This is a genomic window from Sphingoaurantiacus capsulatus (assembly GCF_042648405.1).
In the GTDB taxonomy this organism is placed as follows: domain Bacteria; phylum Pseudomonadota; class Alphaproteobacteria; order Sphingomonadales; family Sphingomonadaceae; genus Sphingoaurantiacus; species Sphingoaurantiacus capsulatus.
In genome coordinates this window covers 410,977-428,290 of the sequence record NZ_JBHRXV010000001.1, presented here as the reverse complement: position 1 = coordinate 428,290, position 17,314 = coordinate 410,977, and the positions used below count along the sequence as shown (strand labels likewise).

General features: G+C 65.7%; 31 protein-coding genes. 27 read left to right on the top strand and 4 right to left on the bottom strand.

The annotated features are described in order from the left end of the window. Positions 1–63: 63 nt before the first annotated feature. The 23 genes from rplC (at position 64) to ACFOMD_RS02255 (ending at position 12,100) form a co-directional block, all read left to right on the top strand. On the top strand, positions 64–810 hold the full coding sequence (gene rplC / locus ACFOMD_RS02365) for a 50S ribosomal protein L3 (protein ID WP_380856221.1): 747 nt from the start codon (positions 64–66) through the stop codon (positions 808–810). Between the two features lie 3 nt (positions 811–813). Beyond that, positions 814–1,437: a 50S ribosomal protein L4 gene (gene rplD / locus ACFOMD_RS02360; protein WP_380856218.1), complete on the top strand. Its 624-nt coding sequence runs from the start codon at positions 814–816 to the stop codon at positions 1,435–1,437. After that, positions 1,430–1,756, top strand: coding sequence for a 50S ribosomal protein L23 (locus ACFOMD_RS02355; RefSeq protein ID WP_380856215.1), 327 nt, complete (start codon positions 1,430–1,432; stop codon positions 1,754–1,756). The genes rplD and ACFOMD_RS02355 overlap by 8 nt, the downstream gene beginning before the upstream one ends. 18 nt (positions 1,757–1,774) lie before the next feature. After that, positions 1,775–2,611, top strand: coding sequence for a 50S ribosomal protein L2 (gene rplB, locus ACFOMD_RS02350; protein WP_380856212.1), 837 nt, complete (start codon positions 1,775–1,777; stop codon positions 2,609–2,611). 3 nt (positions 2,612–2,614) lie between these two features. Then, complete coding sequence (gene rpsS / locus ACFOMD_RS02345) at positions 2,615–2,890, top strand: 30S ribosomal protein S19 (protein ID WP_380856209.1); 276 nt, start codon at positions 2,615–2,617, stop codon at positions 2,888–2,890. Between the two features lie 2 nt (positions 2,891–2,892). Next, a complete protein-coding gene (gene rplV / locus ACFOMD_RS02340) occupies positions 2,893–3,288 on the top strand; it encodes a 50S ribosomal protein L22 (RefSeq protein ID WP_380856206.1) in 396 nt (131 codons plus the stop codon). Continuing rightward, complete coding sequence (gene rpsC, locus ACFOMD_RS02335) at positions 3,288–3,983, top strand: 30S ribosomal protein S3 (protein ID WP_380856203.1); 696 nt, start codon at positions 3,288–3,290, stop codon at positions 3,981–3,983. The genes rplV and rpsC overlap by 1 nt, the downstream gene beginning before the upstream one ends. Positions 3,984–4,045: 62 nt before the next feature. Further along, entirely contained in the window at positions 4,046–4,477 is a 432-nt protein-coding gene (rplP, locus tag ACFOMD_RS02330; protein ID WP_380856200.1) for a 50S ribosomal protein L16, read from the top strand. Between the two features lie 11 nt (positions 4,478–4,488). Next, a complete protein-coding gene (gene rpmC / locus ACFOMD_RS02325; protein ID WP_380856197.1) occupies positions 4,489–4,689 on the top strand; it encodes a 50S ribosomal protein L29 in 201 nt (66 codons plus the stop codon). Positions 4,690–4,699: 10 nt separating this feature from the next. Further along, entirely contained in the window at positions 4,700–4,936 is a 237-nt protein-coding gene (rpsQ, locus tag ACFOMD_RS02320) for a 30S ribosomal protein S17 (protein ID WP_380856194.1), read from the top strand. 3 nt (positions 4,937–4,939) lie between these two features. Continuing rightward, positions 4,940–5,308 (top strand): 50S ribosomal protein L14, encoded by a 369-nt coding sequence (gene rplN / locus ACFOMD_RS02315; protein ID WP_380856191.1) that lies wholly within the window; start codon positions 4,940–4,942, stop codon positions 5,306–5,308. Further along, positions 5,308–5,628 (top strand): 50S ribosomal protein L24, encoded by a 321-nt coding sequence (gene rplX, locus ACFOMD_RS02310; protein ID WP_380856188.1) that lies wholly within the window; start codon positions 5,308–5,310, stop codon positions 5,626–5,628. The genes rplN and rplX overlap by 1 nt, the downstream gene beginning before the upstream one ends. Next, positions 5,621–6,205, top strand: a complete 585-nt coding sequence (rplE, locus tag ACFOMD_RS02305; protein ID WP_380856185.1) for a 50S ribosomal protein L5 — start codon at positions 5,621–5,623, stop codon at positions 6,203–6,205. Before rplX ends, rplE begins: the two co-directional genes overlap by 8 nt. A 74-nt stretch (positions 6,206–6,279) precedes the next feature. Continuing rightward, a complete protein-coding gene (gene rpsN / locus ACFOMD_RS02300) occupies positions 6,280–6,585 on the top strand; it encodes a 30S ribosomal protein S14 (protein ID WP_380856180.1) in 306 nt (101 codons plus the stop codon). 12 nt (positions 6,586–6,597) lie between these two features. Beyond that, positions 6,598–6,993, top strand: a complete 396-nt coding sequence (gene rpsH / locus ACFOMD_RS02295) for a 30S ribosomal protein S8 (RefSeq protein ID WP_380856177.1) — start codon at positions 6,598–6,600, stop codon at positions 6,991–6,993. A gap of 2 nt (positions 6,994–6,995) precedes the next feature. Beyond that, positions 6,996–7,529: a 50S ribosomal protein L6 gene (gene rplF / locus ACFOMD_RS02290; RefSeq protein WP_380856174.1), complete on the top strand. Its 534-nt coding sequence runs from the start codon at positions 6,996–6,998 to the stop codon at positions 7,527–7,529. A gap of 2 nt (positions 7,530–7,531) precedes the next feature. Continuing rightward, the gene (rplR, locus tag ACFOMD_RS02285; RefSeq protein ID WP_380856171.1) at positions 7,532–7,888 is read left to right on the top strand and encodes a 50S ribosomal protein L18; all 357 of its coding nucleotides are present in this window, start codon (positions 7,532–7,534) and stop codon (positions 7,886–7,888) included. 3 nt (positions 7,889–7,891) lie between these two features. Further along, positions 7,892–8,632, top strand: a complete 741-nt coding sequence (rpsE, locus tag ACFOMD_RS02280; protein ID WP_380856168.1) for a 30S ribosomal protein S5 — start codon at positions 7,892–7,894, stop codon at positions 8,630–8,632. A gap of 11 nt (positions 8,633–8,643) precedes the next feature. After that, entirely contained in the window at positions 8,644–8,820 is a 177-nt protein-coding gene (gene rpmD, locus ACFOMD_RS02275; RefSeq protein WP_380856165.1) for a 50S ribosomal protein L30, read from the top strand. Positions 8,821–8,911: 91 nt separating this feature from the next. Then, positions 8,912–9,448, top strand: a complete 537-nt coding sequence (gene rplO / locus ACFOMD_RS02270; protein ID WP_380856162.1) for a 50S ribosomal protein L15 — start codon at positions 8,912–8,914, stop codon at positions 9,446–9,448. Positions 9,449–9,526: 78 nt separating this feature from the next. Further along, positions 9,527–10,879, top strand: coding sequence for a preprotein translocase subunit SecY (gene secY, locus ACFOMD_RS02265; RefSeq protein WP_380856159.1), 1,353 nt, complete (start codon positions 9,527–9,529; stop codon positions 10,877–10,879). Next, positions 10,876–11,526 carry an adenylate kinase gene (locus ACFOMD_RS02260; protein WP_380856156.1) on the top strand — a complete coding sequence of 217 codons (651 nt, stop codon included), beginning with the start codon at positions 10,876–10,878 and terminating at the stop codon, positions 11,524–11,526. The genes secY and ACFOMD_RS02260 overlap by 4 nt, the downstream gene beginning before the upstream one ends. Positions 11,527–11,575: 49 nt before the next feature. Next, a complete protein-coding gene (locus ACFOMD_RS02255; protein ID WP_380856153.1) occupies positions 11,576–12,100 on the top strand; it encodes an SRPBCC family protein in 525 nt (174 codons plus the stop codon). 138 nt (positions 12,101–12,238) lie between these two features. Here the strand turns inward: ACFOMD_RS02255 and ACFOMD_RS02250 are convergent, their stop codons facing one another. Further along, positions 12,239–12,685 (bottom strand): hypothetical protein, encoded by a 447-nt coding sequence (locus ACFOMD_RS02250; protein WP_380856150.1) that lies wholly within the window; start codon positions 12,683–12,685, stop codon positions 12,239–12,241. 231 nt (positions 12,686–12,916) lie between these two features. On the opposite strand from ACFOMD_RS02250, the gene rpsM reads away from it, so the two are divergent. The 4 genes from rpsM (at position 12,917) to rplQ (ending at position 15,595) form a co-directional block, all read left to right on the top strand. Then, the gene (gene rpsM, locus ACFOMD_RS02245; protein ID WP_380856147.1) at positions 12,917–13,285 is read left to right on the top strand and encodes a 30S ribosomal protein S13; all 369 of its coding nucleotides are present in this window, start codon (positions 12,917–12,919) and stop codon (positions 13,283–13,285) included. A 58-nt stretch (positions 13,286–13,343) separates the two neighbouring features. Continuing rightward, entirely contained in the window at positions 13,344–13,733 is a 390-nt protein-coding gene (gene rpsK / locus ACFOMD_RS02240) for a 30S ribosomal protein S11 (protein ID WP_380856143.1), read from the top strand. Between the two features lie 104 nt (positions 13,734–13,837). Next, on the top strand, positions 13,838–14,890 hold the full coding sequence (locus ACFOMD_RS02235; RefSeq protein WP_380856140.1) for a DNA-directed RNA polymerase subunit alpha: 1,053 nt from the start codon (positions 13,838–13,840) through the stop codon (positions 14,888–14,890). Positions 14,891–15,169: 279 nt separating this feature from the next. Beyond that, on the top strand, positions 15,170–15,595 hold the full coding sequence (rplQ, locus tag ACFOMD_RS02230) for a 50S ribosomal protein L17 (RefSeq protein ID WP_380856137.1): 426 nt from the start codon (positions 15,170–15,172) through the stop codon (positions 15,593–15,595). A 268-nt stretch (positions 15,596–15,863) separates the two neighbouring features. Here the strand turns inward: rplQ and ACFOMD_RS02225 are convergent, their stop codons facing one another. The 3 genes from ACFOMD_RS02225 to ACFOMD_RS02215 all read right to left on the bottom strand — a co-directional run bounded on the left by ACFOMD_RS02225 (position 15,864) and on the right by ACFOMD_RS02215 (position 17,080). After that, positions 15,864–16,130 (bottom strand): Txe/YoeB family addiction module toxin, encoded by a 267-nt coding sequence (locus ACFOMD_RS02225; protein WP_380856134.1) that lies wholly within the window; start codon positions 16,128–16,130, stop codon positions 15,864–15,866. After that, the gene (locus tag ACFOMD_RS02220; protein ID WP_380856131.1) at positions 16,127–16,381 is read right to left on the bottom strand and encodes a type II toxin-antitoxin system Phd/YefM family antitoxin; all 255 of its coding nucleotides are present in this window, start codon (positions 16,379–16,381) and stop codon (positions 16,127–16,129) included. Before ACFOMD_RS02220 ends, ACFOMD_RS02225 begins: the two co-directional genes overlap by 4 nt. Before the next feature lie 105 nt (positions 16,382–16,486). Continuing rightward, positions 16,487–17,080: an opacity protein gene (locus tag ACFOMD_RS02215; RefSeq protein ID WP_380856128.1), complete on the bottom strand. Its 594-nt coding sequence runs from the start codon at positions 17,078–17,080 to the stop codon at positions 16,487–16,489. Positions 17,081–17,314: the final 234 nt, after the last annotated feature.

The following is a 17,314-nucleotide window of genomic DNA, read 5'->3' as shown; positions in this document are numbered from 1 at the left end:
CGGCATCCGCGGTCCACGCCCCCGAGCTACGGCGACGGGGCCTCTGTCAGAAGGAACAAGATCATGCGCACTGGCGTGATCGCTAAGAAGATGGGCATGACCCGCCTGTTCCAGGACGATGGTCGTCACGTTCCCGTGACGGTCCTCTCGCTTGAGAACTGCCAGGTCGTGGCGCAACGCACGGCTGACAACGACGGTTACGTCGCGGTCCAGCTCGGCGCCGGCTCAGCGAAGGCGAAGAACATCTCGAAGCCGCAGCGCGGTCACTTCGGCAAGGCCGAAGTCGAGCCGAAAGCGAAGCTCGTCGAGTTCCGCGTCGCCGACGACGCGCTCGTCGACGTCGGCGCGACGCTGTCGGCCGACCATTTCGTCGCCGGCCAGTATGTCGACATCACCGGCCAGACGCAGGGCAAGGGCTTCCAGGGCGCCATGAAGCGCTGGGGCTTCGGCGGTCTGCGCGCCACCCACGGCGTCTCGGTCTCGCACCGCTCGCACGGTTCGACCGGCCAGCGCCAGGACCCGGGAAAGGTGTTCAAGAACAAGAAGATGGCCGGCCACATGGGCGACCGTCAGCGCACGCAGCAGAACCTCGAGATCGTCCAGACGGACGTCGAGCGCGGTCTGCTGTTCGTCAAGGGTTCGATCCCCGGTCACAAGGGTGCCTGGCTCGTCGTTCGCGACGCCGTGAAGCTGTCGCGCCATGACGGCGTGCCGTACCCGGCGGGTATCGTTCAGTCGCAGTCGGCCAGCCCGGCCACGGAAGCGCCCGTCGAGGCGGCTCCCGAGGCCACCGAAGGCCAGGAAGGTTAAGCCATGAAGGTCGACGTAAAGACCCTGGACGCCGGCAAGTCCGGCTCGATCGAGCTCAACGAAGCGATCTTCGGGCTGGAGCCGCGCGCGGACATCCTGTTCCGCGTCGTCAACTGGCAGCTCGCCAACCGCCGGGCCTATGCCCGCGCCTCGAAGCAGCGCTCGGACATCGGCCGCACCGGCAAGAAGTTCGGCAAGCAGAAGGGTGGCGGTACCGCCCGTCACGGCAACCGCGCCGCGCCGCAGTTCATCGGCGGCGGCAAGGCCCATGGCCCGCGTGCCCGCAGCTTCGATCAGTCGCTGAACAAGAAGATCCGTGCGCTCGGTCTGAAGACCGCGCTGTCGGTGAAGGCGCGTGAAGGCAAGCTGGTCGTCGTCGACAATCTGACGCTTGGCGAAGCCAAGACCAAGTCGCTCCTCGAGCGTCTCGGCAAGCTCGGCATCGCCAGCGGCCTGTTCATCGACGGCGAAGGCGTGGACGCCAACTTCCGCATGGCTTGCGCGAACCTGCACAAGGTCGACGTGCTGCCGGCGGTGGGCGCGAACGTCTACGACATCCTCAACCACGACACGCTGGTGCTGACCCGCGCCGCTGTCGAGAAGCTGGAGGCGCGGTTCAATGGCTAAGGCTCCGAAGAAGGGCGAGGCCGCCGCGGTCGAGCTCAAGCATTACGACGTTGTGCGCACCCCGCACATCACCGAGAAGGCGACGTTGCTCTCCGAGCACAACCAGGTCGTGTTCAAGGTGGCGGGCGACGCCACGAAGCCGCAGATCAAGGCGGCTGTCGAGGCGCTGTTCAGCGTCAAGGTTCTGGGCGTCAACACGATGATCCAGAAGGGCAAGACGAAGCGCTGGAAGGGTAAGCCTTACATGCGCTCCGACGAGAAGAAGGCGATCATTACGCTCGCCGAAGGCTCGTCGATCGATGTCACCACCGGCATCTAAGCGGGCAGGACTCGAAACATGGCATTGAAGCAATATAATCCGACGAGCCCGGCCCGCCGTGGTCTCGTGCTCGTTGACCGGTCGTCGCTCCACAAGGGCAAGCCGGTCAAGCAGCTGACCGAAGGTCTGCGCAAGACGGGTGGCCGCAACAACATGGGCCACGCGACCTCGCGCGGCATCGCGGGCGGCCACAAGCAGCGCTACCGTTTCATCGACTTCAAGCGTCGGAAGTGGGACATGCCCGCGACCGTCGAGCGGCTGGAGTATGACCCCAACCGCACCGCGTTCATCGCGCTCCTGAAGTATGAGGACGGCGAGCTCGCCTACGTCATCGCGCCGCAGCGTCTTGCCCCGGGCGACACCGTCGTCGCCGGCAAGAAGGTCGACGTGAAGCCGGGCAACGCGATGGAGATCGGCCAGATGCCGGTCGGCACCATCGTGCACAACGTCGAGCTGAAGCCCGGCAAGGGCGGCCAGCTGGCGCGGTCGGCCGGCACGTTCATCCAGGTCGTCGGTCGTGACCGCGGCATGGTGATCATCCGCCTGAACTCGGGCGAGCAGCGCTACGTCCGTTCGGACTGCATGGCGACGGTGGGCGCGGTGTCGAACCCCGACAACGCCAACCAGTATCTCGCCAAGGCGGGCCGCACCCGCTGGCTCGGTCGTCGTCCGCTCACCCGCGGTGTCGCCAAGAACCCGGTCGACCACCCGCACGGTGGTGGTGAAGGCCGGACCTCGGGCGGCCGTCACCCGGTCACCCCGTGGGGTAAGCCGACCAAGGGCGCGAAGACCCGCAAGAACAAGGCGACGGACAAGATGATTATCCGGTCGCGTCACGCGAAGAAGAAGAGGTAAGCGATGGCCCGCTCCGTCTGGAAAGGCCCGTTCGTCGAACTGAGCCTGCTGAAGAAGGCTGACAGCGCACAGGACAGCGGTGCTCGCGCACCGATCAAGACCTGGTCGCGCCGCTCGACGATCCTGCCGCAGTTCGTTGGCCTGACGTTCAACGTCTACAACGGCAAGAAATTCATCCCGGTCTCCGTCAGCGAGGAGATGGTGGGTCACAAGCTCGGCGAGTTCGCGCCGACCCGGACCTATCACGGCCATGCCGCCGACAAGAAGGCGAAGAGGTAACCATGAGCAAGGCGGCAAATCCCCGTCGTGTCGGCGATCGCGAGGCCCTGGCCGTCGCGACGACCGTTCGCGGCTCTCCGTACAAGCTCAACCTCGTTGCCGGTCTGATCCGCGGCAAGAAGGCGGGCGACGCGCTCAACATCCTCTCCTTCTCGAAGAAGGCGATGGCGGTTGATGTGCGCAAGGTTCTGGCGTCGGCTATTGCCAACGCCGAGAACAATCACAATCTGGACGTGGACGCGCTGGTCGTTAAAGAGGCGAGCGTCGGCAAGTCGATCGTGATGAAGCGCTTCACCCCGCGGGCTCGCGGCCGCGCTTCGCGTATCGTGAAGCCGTTCGCCCGGATCCGCATCGTGGTCCGCGAGACCGCCGACGACGAAGCGCAGGAGCAAGCATAGTGGGTCAGAAGACCAACCCCATCGGTCTGCGCCTGCAGATCAACCGCACCTGGGACTCGCGCTGGTTCGCCAGCCGCGAGGAATATGGCCGCCTGCTGCTTGAGGATCTGAAGATCCGCAAGTTCGTGCTGAAGGCCCTGCCGCAGGCCGCGATCTCGAAGGTCGTGATCGAGCGCCCGGCGAAGCTGTGCCGCGTGTCGATCTATGCCGCCCGTCCGGGCGTCATCATCGGCAAGAAGGGCGCGGACATCGAGAAGCTGAAGAAGCAGATCGGTGTGATGACCAAGAGCGAGGTGTCGCTCAACATCGTCGAGATCCGCAAGCCGGAGATCGATTCGAAGCTCGTCGCGCAGGGCGTCGCCGATCAGCTGGAGCGTCGTATCGCGTTCCGCCGCGCCATGAAGCGCGCCGTTCAGTCGGCGCTGCGTCTGGGTGCGGAGGGCATCCGCATCACCTGCTCGGGCCGCCTCGGTGGCGCCGAGATCGCGCGTACCGAATGGTACCGCGAGGGCCGGGTGCCGCTGCACACGCTGCGCGCGAACATCGATTATGCCGAGGCGCAGGCCCACACCGCTTACGGTGTGTGCGGCGTCAAGGTTTGGATCTTCAAGGGCGAGATCCTTGGCCACGACCCGTTGGCCCAGGACCGGCTCATGATGGAAGCTCAGACGTCGGGGGTCCGGCCGGCGCGCTAAGGTCTCCCGACCATAGCACGTCGCCTGATCGAGGACCGATTCCTGTCAGAAGGCGATAGAAAATGCTTCAACCGAAACGGACGAAGTTCCGCAAAGCGTTCAAGGGACGCATTCATGGCGACGCGAAGGGCGGCACGCAGCTGACCTACGGCGCGATCGGCCTGAAGGCGATGGCTCCCGAGCGCATCACCGCCCGCCAGATCGAGGCGGCGCGCCGCGCGATCACGCGCCACATCAAGCGTCAGGGCCGCCTGCACATCCGCATCTTCCCGGACGTGCCGGTGTCGTCGAAGCCGGCCGAAGTCCGCATGGGCTCGGGCAAGGGCTCGCCTGACTATTGGGCGGCGCGCGTGAAGCCGGGCCGCATCATGTTCGAGCTCGAGGGCGTTCCCCTCGACATCGCCGCCGTCGCCTTCGAGCGTGGCGCCGCGAAGCTCCCCATCAAGACCAAGGTCGTCGTCCGTCTGGGCGAGACGATCCCGACCGAAGATTGAGGATACTGGACATGAAGATCGCCGATCTCCGCGCCCAGAGCGACGACCAGCTCAACGAGCAGCTGGGGCAGCTGAAGAAGGAGCAGTTCAACCTGCGCTTCCAGGCCGCCACCGGCCAGCTCTCGAAGGCTTCGCGCGTTCGTGAGGTTCGCCGCAGCATTGCGCAGATTCAGACCCTGCAGTCCGAGCGTACCCGCTCGGCGCAGGCATAGGAGAGGACACATGCCGAAACGCGTCCTGCAGGGCACGGTGGTGTCCGACAAGGGTGAGAAGACGGTCACCGTTCTCGTCGAACGCCGGGTGAAGCACCCGCTGTACGGCAAGATCATCCGTCGCTCGAAGAAGTATCACGCGCACGACGACGCCAATGCCATCAAGGCCGGCGACGTGGTGCGTATCGAGGAATGTGCGCCGCTGTCTAAGACCAAGACGTGGCGCGTGCTGGAAAAGGTAGGCTAAGCCATGATCCAGATGCAGACGAACCTCGACGTCGCTGACAACAGCGGCGCGAAGAGGGTGCAGTGCATCAAGGTGCTCGGCGGCTCGAAGCGTCGAGTGGCCGGCGTCGGCGACATCATCGTCGTCTCGGTGAAGGAAGCGCAGCCGAAGGGCCGCGTGAAGAAGGGTGACGTGCATCGCGCCGTCGTCGTTCGCACCGCGAAGGAAATCCGCCGCGTCGACGGCACCGTGATCCGCTTCGATTCGAACGCGGCCGTGCTCATCAACAAGAACGAGGAGCCGATCGGCACCCGTATCTTCGGGCCGGTGGTTCGCGAGCTGCGCTCGTCGGGGCACATGAAGATCATCAGCCTTGCGCCGGAGGTGCTGTAATGGCCGCCGCGAAGATCAAGAAGGGCGACCGCGTCGTCGTCCTGTCCGGCAAGGACAAGGGCAAGCACGGCGAAGTCGTGCGCTCGCTCCCGAAGGATTCGAAGGTTGTCGTCTCCGGCGTCAACGTCGTGACGCGCCATAAGAAGGCGAGCCAGGCCAACCCGCAGGGTGGCCTCGAGCGTTCCGAGGCGCCGATCCACGTGTCGAAGGTGGCGATCGAGGATCCCAAGACCGGCAAGCCGACCCGCGTCGGTTTCCGCATCGAAAACGGCCAGAAGGTGCGTGTCGCCAAGCGGTCGGGTGAGGTGATCAATGGCTGATTCGAAGTACACGCCGCGCATGAAGAGCGTCTATGAGGACAAGGTCCGCAAGGCGCTCGTCGAGCAGTTCGGCTACAAGAACGAGATGCAGATCCCGCGCATCGAGAAGATCGTCATCAACATGGGTGTTGGCGATGCGACGCAGGACAAGAAGCGCGTCGAGGCCGCTGCGGCCGAGATGACGGCGATCGCCGGCCAGAAGGCCGTCGTCACCAAGGCGACCAAGTCGATCGCGCAGTTCAAGCTGCGCGAAGGCATGCCGATCGGCTGCAAGGTGACCCTGCGTGGCGAGCGGATGTACGAGTTCCTCGACCGCCTGATCACGATCGCGCTGCCGCGCGTTCGCGATTTCCGCGGCCTGAACCCGAAGTCGTTCGACGGCCGCGGCAACTACGCAATGGGTCTCAAGGAGCAGATCGTGTTCCCGGAGATCAACTATGACCGGATCGACAAGGTCCGCGGCATGGACGTCATCGTCACCACCACGGCACGGACTGATGAGGAAGGCCGCGAGCTTCTGCGCGCGTTCGGCTTCCCCTTCACCGACAAGACTGCCGAGACCCGTCAGGCCGCGTAAGGGTTCCCATTCAAACAGGTTTGAATGGGGTCCCTTAAGCGGAACCAACGGGCACAAGGAGAAGAGCTGAAGTCATGGCGAAACTGAGTTCGGTCAACAAGAACGAGCGGCGTCGGAAGATGGCCAAGAAGTACGCGGGCAAGTTCGCGCGTCTCAAGGCGATCGCCAACGACGAGTCGAAGGACGACGGCGAGCGCCTGATCGCGCGCCTGAAGATGGCAGAGCTGCCGCGCAACGCGAATCCGACCCGGATCCGCAACCGCTGCGAGCTCACCGGGCGCTCGCGCGCCTATTACCGCAAATTCCGCTTGAGCCGCGTCATGCTCCGGGAACTGGCCAACAAGGGCCTGATCCCCGGTGTGACGAAGTCGAGCTGGTAAGGAGGCCACAGAATGGCTGTGACCGATCCCCTGGGCGATATGCTCACCCGCATCCGCAATGGCCAGCAGGCCAAGAAGGATAGCGTTCTCACCCCGGCGTCGAAGCTGCGGGCCCGCGTGCTCGACGTGCTTCAGCGCGAGGGCTACATCCGCGGCTACTCGGAAGAAGCCGAGGCCGTTCACCCGTCGCTGCGCATTGACCTGAAGTATTTCGAAGGTCAGCCGGCGATCCAGTATGTCCAGCGCGTCTCGAAGCCGGGCCGCCGCGTCTACACCGGCGCGAAGGAACTGCCGCGCGTCCGTAACGGCCTGGGCATCACCATCGTTTCGACGCCGAAGGGCGTTCTGTCGGACGCGGAAGCGCGCGACCAGAACGTCGGCGGCGAAGTCCTCTGCCAGGTGTTCTGATCATGTCGCGCATCGGAAAGAAGCCGGTCACGGTACCGGCGGGCGTCACCGCCTCGCTCGATAACGGCACGCTGTCGGTCAAGGGCCCCAAGGGCACCCTGTCGATGCCGACGCTCGACGACATCAGCTATGGCCTCGAGGACGGCAGCATCTCGGTGCAGCCGGCGAACGACAGCAAGCGCGCCCGCTCCTTCTGGGGCATGCAGCGCACGCTCGTTTCGAACCTCGTCACCGGTGTGACCGAGGGCTTCACCAAGACGCTCGAGATCACCGGCGTCGGCTACCGCGCCGCGGTGCAGGGCAAGAACCTGCGCCTGCAGCTCGGCTACAGCCACGACGTCGACTATGCGATCCCGGAAGGCATCTCCATCGCGACGCCGGATCCGACCACCGTGCACATCACGGGTTCGGACAAGCAGCAGGTGGGCCAGGTGGCGGCTGAGATCCGTCGCTGGCGGAAGCCGGAGCCCTACAAGGGCAAGGGTATCAAGTACCGCGGCGAGTACATCTTCCGCAAAGAAGGCAAGAAGAAGTAGTCATGGGACAGAACCTTTCACTGTTCGAGCGCCGTCGCCGGCGCGTCCGGACCTCGCTTCGCGCCCGCAGCGGCTCGCGTCCGCGCCTCTCGGTGCATCGCTCGTCGCAGCACATCTATGCGCAGATCATCGACGACGAGGGTGGCCGCACGCTGGCCGCCGCCTCGACGCTGGAGAAGGACGTGCGTGGCACGACCGGCGCGACCACCGCGGCGGCGACCGAGGTCGGCAAGCGCCTGGCCGAGCGTGCCAAGGCGGCGGGTGTCACGGCGGTCGTGTTCGACCGCGGCGGCTTCATCTTCCACGGTCGCGTGAAGGCGCTGGCGGAAGCCGCGCGCGAAGCCGGATTGGAGTTTTAAGACATGGCTGACGAAAACCAGCAGCAGGCTGACGCTCCCGTCGACGCCGCGCCGACCGCGACCGAAGGTCGTGGTGGCCGTGGCCCCGGCGGCGGTCGTGGCCGTGGCGGCCCTGGCGGCGGCGGTGGCCGCGGTCGCGGTCCCGGCGACAACCGTGGCGGCCGTGGCCGTCGCGACGACCGTAACGCCCCCGGCGAAGAGGGCAGCGAGCTGATCGAAAAGCTCGTTCACATCAACCGCGTCTCGAAGACGGTGAAGGGCGGCAAGCGCTTTGGCTTTGCAGCACTCGTCGTCGTCGGCGACGGCAAGGGCCGCGTCGGCTTCGGCCACGGCAAGGCCCGCGAGGTGCCGGAGGCGATCTCGAAGGCGACCGCCGCTGCCAAGAAGGCGATGGTCCGCGTGCCGCTGCGCGACGGCCGTACGCTGCACCATGACGGCTTCGGCCACTTCGGCGCCGGCAAGGTCTATGTCCGTTCGGCCCCGCAGGGTACCGGCATCATCGCCGGCGGCCCGATGCGCGCGGTGTTCGAATCGCTGGGCGTTGCCGACGTGGTGACCAAGTCGGTCGGCACCAACAACCCGTACAACATGATCCGTGCGACCTTCGCGGCGCTCGGCGAGCAGGTGAGCCCGAAGTCGGTCGCCCAGCGCCGCGGCAAGAAGATCGCCGACCTCATCGGTCGTCGTGGTGACGTTCGCGGCGCCGCCGCGGTCGACGCCGAGGCCGAAGCGGTCACGGCTTAAGGACATCTGAGATGGCCAAGATCAAGCTCACGCAGACCGGTTCGCCGATCCGCCGGACCAAGGACCAGCGCGCGACGCTCGTCGGCCTCGGTCTCAACAAGATGCACAAGACGGTCGAGCTCGAGGATACCCCCTCGATCCGCGGCATGATCAACAAGGTGCAGCACATGGTGCGCGTCGAGGGCTAAGGCCCTCGGCGTTCTTCTACCTCAGCTTTCCCATCGGGAGAGCCGTGCAACCAGTCCGCCCTGACGGCGGGCAGCGAAAGCGAGTACGAAAATGAAGCTGAACGAAATCCGCGACAATCAGGGCGCGCGCAAGGGCCGCGTCCGCGTCGGCCGTGGCATCGGTTCGGGCGTCGGCAAGACCGCCGGCCGCGGCCAGAAGGGCCAGAAGAGCCGCTCGGGCGTCTCGATCAACGGCTTCGAGGGCGGCCAGATGCCGCTCCACATGCGTATCCCGAAGCGTGGCTTCAACAACATCTTCCGCAAGGATTATGTGGTTGTGAACCTCGGTACGCTGCAGCGTGCGCTCGACGAGAAGAAGATCGACGCCAAGGCGACGATCGACGCGGCGGCGCTGGTCGCCGCCGGTGTGCTGACCAAGTCGCGCGACGGCGTCCGCCTGCTCGCGAAGGGCTCGCTCACCGCGAAGCTGAACCTGAAGGTCTCCGGCGCCAGCAAGTCGGCGATCGAAGCGGTCGAGAAGGCCGGCGGCACCGTCGAGGTGATCGCGCCGCGCGCCGAAAAGACCGCCGAGACGGAAAAGACCGACAAGGCGGGCAAGACCGCCAAGGCCAAAAAGGCCAAAGCCTAAGCATATCGGGATTGCGGGGTTGGCGTATCGCCGACCCCGCCCCTATGTAGGCAGCCAACTCCTCGGGTGGGATAGATCATGGCATCTGCAGCCGAACAACTGGCCGCCAATCTCAGCTTCGCCAACTTCTCCAAGGCGACCGATCTCAAGAAGCGGCTGTGGTTCACCCTCGGCGCCTTGATCGTGTTCCGTCTCATGTCATTCGTGCCGCTGCCGGGCATCGACCCGATCGCGCTTGAGCAGCTGTTCAACCGCACGCAGGGCGGCGTCCTCGACTTCGTCAACATGTTCTCCGGCGGCGCGCTCGAGCGCATGTCGGTGATCGCGCTCAATGTGATGCCCTACATCACCGCGTCGATCATCGTGCAGCTGATGACCTCGCTGTCGCCGACGCTCGCTGCCCTCAAGAAAGAGGGTGAGAGCGGGCGGAAGAAGATCAACCAGTACACGCGCATCGGCACCGTCTTCCTCGCCGCCGTGCAGGGTTATGGCATCGCCGTCGGCCTTGAGGGCTGGGGCGCGAGCCAGGGCGTCGCCGCCGTGCTCGATCCGGGCTGGTTCTTCCGCATCACCACCGTCATCACGCTGATCGGCGGCACCATGTTCCTGATGTGGCTGGGTGAGCAGATCACCGCGCGCGGCATCGGCAACGGCGTCTCGCTGATCATCATGGCCGGCATCGTCGCGGCGCTCCCGAGCGCTTTCGCGGGGCTGTTCGAGCAGGGTCGCACCGGCGCGCTGTCGTCGGCGGCGATCCTGCTGATCCTCGTCATCGCGCTCGCCGTCATCGCCGCGATCTGCTTCATGGAGCGCGCGCAACGCCGCATCCTGGTGCAGTATCCGAAGCGCCAGGTCGGCAACCGCATCATGCAGGGCGACAGCTCGCACCTGCCGCTGAAGCTCAACACCTCGGGCGTTATCCCGCCGATCTTCGCCTCGTCGCTGCTGCTGATGCCGCTGACGATCGCGCAGTTCGCCGGGCAGAACTCGCAGCAGTCCGACTGGCTGATCACCGTGACGACGGCGCTGCAGCATGGCGCGCCGCTCTACATGGCGCTCTATGCCGCCGGCATCCTGTTCTTCGCCTTCTTCTACACCGCGGTCGTCTTCAACCCGGAGGAGACCTCGGACAATCTGAAGCGGCAGGGCGGGTTCATTCCGGGCATCCGGCCGGGCGAACGCACCGCGCAGTATCTCGACTATGTGCTGACCCGCATCACCGTGATCGGCGCGCTGTACCTGGTGGTGGTCTGCCTGCTGCCGGAATTCCTGATCTCGTCTATGGCGCTGCCCTTCTATTTCGGCGGCACCTCATTGCTGATCGTGGTCAACGTCACGATGGACACGGTTTCGCAGATCCAGAGCCACCTGCTCGCACACCAGTATGAAGGCCTCATCAAGAAGGCCAAGCTACGGGGCAATCGTCGGTGAACATCATACTTCTCGGCCCTCCCGGGGCCGGTAAGGGAACCCAGGCGCAGCGGCTTCAGGCCGACCGCGGGATGATCCAGCTGTCCACCGGCGACATGCTGCGGGCGGCGATCAAGGCGGAAACGCCGGTCGGGCTCAAGGTGAAGTCGGTGCTCGACGCCGGCGAGCTGGTGTCGGACGACATCATGCTCGACCTCGTCGGCGAGCGGCTCGACCAGCCGGACACCGCGCAGGGCGTGATCTTCGACGGCTATCCGCGCACCCGCCCGCAGGCGGAATCGCTCGACGGGCTGCTCGCCGAGCGCGGCCGCCAGCTCGACCATGTGATCGAGATGGATGTGAACGAGGAAGCGCTGGTCGAGCGCATCGTCGGCCGCTTCTCCTGCGGCACGTGCGGCGCCGGCTATCACGACAAGTTCAAGCTGCCGAAGGTCGAGCACCAGTGCGACGTCTGCGGCGCCGACGACTTCAAGCGCCGGCCCGACGACAATGCCGAGACGGTGCGCACCCGCATGGCCGAATACCGCGCCAAGACCGCGCCTATTTTGCCCTATTATGAAGCGAAGGGCATGGTCAGCCGCGTCGACGGCATGGCGTCGATGGACGAGGTCTACAGCCAGCTGGCGGCGATCCTCGACGGGAATTGACGGTCGCTCCTGCTGCGCGCACCGTCGCGTGAGTATCGGGGAGGACCATATGAAGCGAACCGCCATCCTGCTGCTGCTGGCCGCATCCGCGCCGGCCAGCGCTCGCGTCGTTTCCACCCAGCCGCACGGCTTTGAGATTTCCGAGACCGCGGTGGTCAAGGCCGCGCCCGAGGTCGTGTACCGCACGCTCGTCGACATCGCCTCCTGGTGGGACGGCAACCACAGCTATTCCGGCAACGCCGCCAACATCTCGATCGACGCCCGCGCCGGCGGCTGCTGGTGCGAGAAGCTGAGCGATGGCGGCAGCATCGAGCATATGCGGATCGTCTATGCGCAACCGGGCAAGGTGCTGCGCGCGCAGGGCGGCCTCGGGCCGCTGCAAGGGGAGGGGGCGACGGGCTCGCTCACCTATACGATCAAGCCAGCCGCCGGCGGCGGTAGTGAGGTGACGCAAACCTATGTCGTTGGCGGCTATCTGCGGCCCGGCGCGGAGAAGCTGGCGCCGGGGGTGGACGCGGTGATGAGCGCGGGGTTCAAGCGGCTGGTGGCGAAGGTGGACGGGGTGGCCCGGTAAAGCGGCACACCTCAATCGTCATCCCCGCGAAGGCGGGGATCCAGCACGCAGCAAATGGCGCCAGCGAAGCTGGCAGATTCTTTGATGGACTGGGCCCCCGCCTTCGCGGGGGTGACGATAATGTGGAAGCGTGCGCGCCTACATATTGCGGGGCAGGACAAGCCAAGGGTCGCCCAAGTCCGGTGGGGCGCCCTTTCGAATACAATGGTTCACCAGATGATCGGCCGTTTGCTGAACGTTGCCCTGATAGTGCGCGATCGGCTGCCACCCATTTTTCGCCGCATTCCCCTCGGACGGAATGCCGCCAGCGTTTAGCATCTCGAGCAGCGCGCGGCAGACGAGGGGGTGCAGCGCCTCGTTCGGCGGCCGAAATTCCACCGCCCCGCCTACGATCTGACAGAGGCTGACGGCATCGTCCTCCAGTGTCAGCCGAAGGCCCGCCAGCCACTCTTCGATCGACTGGCCGTAGAGATTACGGAGTTCATCCACGGGCACGAGCATATGCTTGCGGTGCAGGTGCCGCCAGCCTGCTCCCCTCGCTATCGTCATTCCGGCGAAGGCCGGAATCCATGCCGACCGTTGCATGGATCCCGGCCTTCGCCGGAATGACGATGAAAGAAAGTGGTGCAATCCCCCCGCGACCAAACCGCCGATCACGGAACCGTCATCCACACCCCTTGACTCATCGCGCGCCGGTCACTAACTCCCCGCTTTCCGTAATACGGGAACTTTCACGGGCGCGGCGCCAAGCCGGGCTCGTGCGAAGCTTTGAGATAGGGCGCGGGCCCACGCACCCTGTGGAGCAGGAGAGAATTTGTGGCACGTATCGCGGGCGTCAACATCCCGACCAACAAGCGCGTCGAGATCGCCCTTACCTACATTCACGGCATCGGCCGTGCCCATGCGACCGAGATCGTCCAGAAGATGGGCTTTCCGCGGGAGCGTCGCGTCCAGGACCTGACCGACCAGGAAGTCGTGCAGATCCGCGAGATCATCGACCGTGACTACACGGTGGAAGGCGATCTTCGTCGCGAAGTCGCGATGAACATCAAGCGCCTCATGGACCTCGCCTGCTATCGCGGTCTGCGTCACCGCCGCGGCCTTCCGGTTCGCGGCCAGCGCACGCACACCAACGCCCGCACCCGCAAGGGCAAGGCGAAGCCGATCGCCGGCAAGAAGAAGTAAGCGCGCGCTGATCCAGCTGCGCCTTTCCTCTCAGAGATACAGGTAAGGGACCGAACACATGGCACGCGAACCGGGCCGCATTAAGCGCCGCGAGCGCAAGAACATCACGTCGGGCGTCGCCCACGTGAATGCGTCGTTCAACAACACGATGATCACCATCACCGACGCGCAGGGCAACGCGATTGCCTGGTCGTCGGCGGGCACCATGGGCTTCAAGGGCAGCCGCAAGTCGACGCCCTACGCCGCGCAGGTCGCCGCCGAAGACGCCGGCAAGAAGGCCGCCGAGCACGGTGTCCGCACCCTCGAGGTCGAGGTGCGCGGGCCGGGTTCGGGCCGCGAGTCGGCACTGCGCGCGCTGCAGGCGGTCGGCTTCCAGATCACCGCGATCCGCGACGTGACGCCGATCCCGCACAACGGCGTTCGTCCGCCGAAGCGTCGCCGCGTCTGATGCGTGGTTTTCCCCCGGCGACGGCCGGGGGCAAGACTTCGGGTGATCGACATTTCATCGGGCAGCGCCAGGTACCGGCCGCGCCCGCAAGCCAAGGGTGAAACATGGCAGCCATTGCGAAGAACTGGCAGGAACTGAAGAAGCCCAACAAGCTCGACGTGAAGGCGGGTGCCGACGCGAAGCGCAAGGCGACCTTCGTGGCCGAGCCGCTGGAGCGCGGCTTCGGCCTGACGCTCGGCAACTCGCTGCGCCGCGTGCTGCTCTCGTCGCTGCAGGGCGCCGCCGTCACCGCGATCAAGATCGACGGCGTGCTGCATGAGTTCTCGTCGCTCTCGGGCGTCCGCGAGGACGTGACCGACATCGTGCTCAACGTGAAGCAGGTTGCGCTCCGCTATCAGGGCGAGGGCGCCAAGCGCCTGCAGCTGACCGCGTCGGGCCCGGGCGAAGTGACCGCCGGCCAGATCGTCGTGACCGGCGACATCGAGGTGCTGAACCCCGATCTCGTCATCTGCACGCTCGACGAGGGCGCGACGCTCAACATGGAGCTGACCGTCGACACCGGTAAGGGCTACATCCCGGCGTCGTCGAACCGTCCGGCCGATGCGCCGATCGGCCTGATCCCGGTCGACGCGCTGTTCTCGCCGGTGCGCCAGGTCGCGTACAAGGTGGAGAACACCCGCGTCGGTCAGGAGCTCGACTACGACAAGCTCAACATGACCATCGAGACCGACGGCACGGTGACCCCGGAGGACGCGCTCGCCTATGCCGCGCGCATCCTGCAGGACCAGCTCCAGCTGTTCGTCAACTTCGACGAGCCGCAGCAGGCTGCCGCCCCGGCGATGGCCCAGCCGGGCGCCGCCACGGTCGAGGATTCGTCGGGTCAGCAGATCAACCGCTACCTGCTGAAGAAGGTCGACGAGCTCGAGCTGTCGGTGCGCAGCGCCAACTGCCTGAAGAACGACAACATCATCTACATCGGCGACCTCGTTCAGAAGACCGAGGCCGAGATGCTCCGCACGCCGAACTTCGGCCGCAAGAGCCTCAACGAGATCAAGGAAGTCCTCTCTTCGATGGGCCTCCGCCTCGGCATGGAAATCCCCGGCTGGCCGCCGGAGAACATCGAGGATCTCGCGAAGAAGCTGGAGCAAGAGTATTAAGCAGCCTGCCCGAGCGGCAGCGCAGCGAACGCAAGGCGTTCGTTAGCTACCGCCGAGACGGCCAGCGCGGCCGGCGAGCCGCCGGTGCGGCTTCGCCGCGCCAGAGGCTCGACCGACGTCACGAGTGAAGAGTTAAGGACGGAGCAGGCAGGCCCGTCCCACATCGCAAAGAATGCGCCCCCCCTGCCGGGCGTGGCCGCGGGTACCAGCGGGTCCCCATCGAAGTAAATACTTCGATGGGCCGCTATTCGGCCCCCGGACGAACCGAAAGAGAAGATCATGCGTCATCGTAACGCCCATCGTAAGCTCGGCCGCACCACCAGCCATCGCCTCGCGATGCTGAAGAACATGGCCGCCGCGCTGATCAAGCACGAGCAGATCACCACCACGCTGCCGAAGGCGAAGGAGCTCCGCCCCTACGTCGAGAAGCTGGTGACGCTCGCGAAGAAGGGTGGCCTGTCCAACCGCCGCCTCGCGCACGCCCGCCTCGAGGACGACACGCAGCTGGTGAAGCTGTTCGACGTTCTGGCCGGCCGCTACGAGGGCCGCGCCGGCGGCTACGTCCGCGTCATGAAAGCGGGCTTCCGCCACTCGGACGCCGCGCCGATGGCCGTCATCGAATTCGTCGACCGCGACACCTCGGCCAAGGGCCAGGACTCGGGCCCGGTCGAGAACAACGACGTGGGCCTCGACGAAGCCGCCTGAGCCCCTTCGCCGACCAACCGAACAAAGGGCCGTCCTTCGGGGCGGCCCTTTTTCGTTGGCCGCGTGTAGAGGCTTAGATCAGCGAGAAGGCGAATAGGCTCCCGCTTTCAGCAGAGGCCAAGCCTCTTCGTAGGGCATCACCTGGGTGTGCTTCGCCTTCCAATGGGCATCGATCCCGTCCCAACCGTTGCCGCGAAATATGTGGCCGCACTCCGGACAGACCTTCGCCTCGCTGCTTGCGTTCCCCATCGTCATTCCCCTCTTACCCTCAATAATGCCGCCGGCACTGCGCGATCTCCAGCCGCTGTTCCGCGCCCTTGCCTTCGACGCGGTAGACCAGCCGGTCCTCGCGGGTGAGGCGGCGGGACCACCAGCCGCGCAGGTCGCCTTTCAGCGGCTCGGGCTTGCCGGTGCCGGCGAAGGGCGTGCGGGTGCATTCCTCGATCAGCGCGTTGAGGCGGGTCAGCATGGCCGGGTCGGTCGCCTGCCAGTGGAGATACTCGTCCCAGGCCCCGTCCGAAAAGACGAGCTTCACGGGGTGACGAGCGTCCGCTCGGTGCCGCCGCCGGCGTCGAGTTGGCGGATCGATTTGCGTAGCCGATCGGCATTCGCGGGTGAGGAGAGGAGGTGCAGCGTCTCCTCCATCGCATTCCAGTCGGACAGCGAGACGATCACCACCGGCTCCGCCTTCTGCCGCGTGACGACGACCTGCGTGCGATCATCGACCACACGGTCCATCACGCCCTTCAGATTGGCGCGCGCATCGGAATAGGTCACCACGTCCATCGGCATCTCCTGTGCCGACTATATGTACAAAAATTTGTACATATCAAGACACGCAAAGGGCGCCGCGCTTTCACGCGACGCCCTCCGGCAGTTCGGCTTCCAAGCCTAGAAGTGGAAGCTCACGCCCGCGGTCGGGCGGATGCTCTGGAAATCGTCGTAGGTGTCGATAGTCAGGCGCAGGCGGACGCCGGCGTTGCCGGTGAGGCCGGCGAGGCCGATGTCTTTCGGGCCGACCTCCATGCCGAAGCCGTAGATCTCGTTCTTGTCGTTGGCGAAACCGTTCTTGGCGTTCACCCAGTGATAGCCGGCGCGGCCGAAGAACATGCCGCTGTCGCCGATACGCACGCCGAGGTGGCCGGTGACGCCATATTCATAGTCGATGTCGTTGAAGCCCTTGGCGATGCTGCCCTCGGCACCGGCGACGAAGGCGCCGAGCGGGATGTTGACGCCGCCATAGCCGCCGACCAGTGCGCCGTTGGCGCTGTTGCCGGCCTGCAGCGGGCCATCGGTGCCGCGATCGAAATCATGATAGCCGCCGAACACGCCGACATAGGGCTCGAACCCGAACGCCGGGGTGCCGTCGATGGCGGTGTTCTCGGTGGTGGCGGTCGTCGTCGAGGTGGTGCTGCTGTCCTGCGCCTGCGCGGCGACGGCGGGCAGGGCGGCGGCCAGGACGGCCGTCATCAGATACTTGTTCACGCTACTCTCCCAAAAACTGCGGCGGACATCGGGTTGTTCACCCCCGCCGAGGTCCATGGAACGGCTCCCTCCCGCTGCCGTTCCGGAGGCAGGTCGACGCAGGGCCGAGGTGTGGCCGGCGGGCCACCGCCGTTGGGCAGGCGTAACGGGTTTCATGGCGCGGGTTCGTCCGCCCCTCTCGCTGTCATCCCCGCGCAGGCGGGGACCCACCGGGCCGCCGCGCGAACGCCGGAG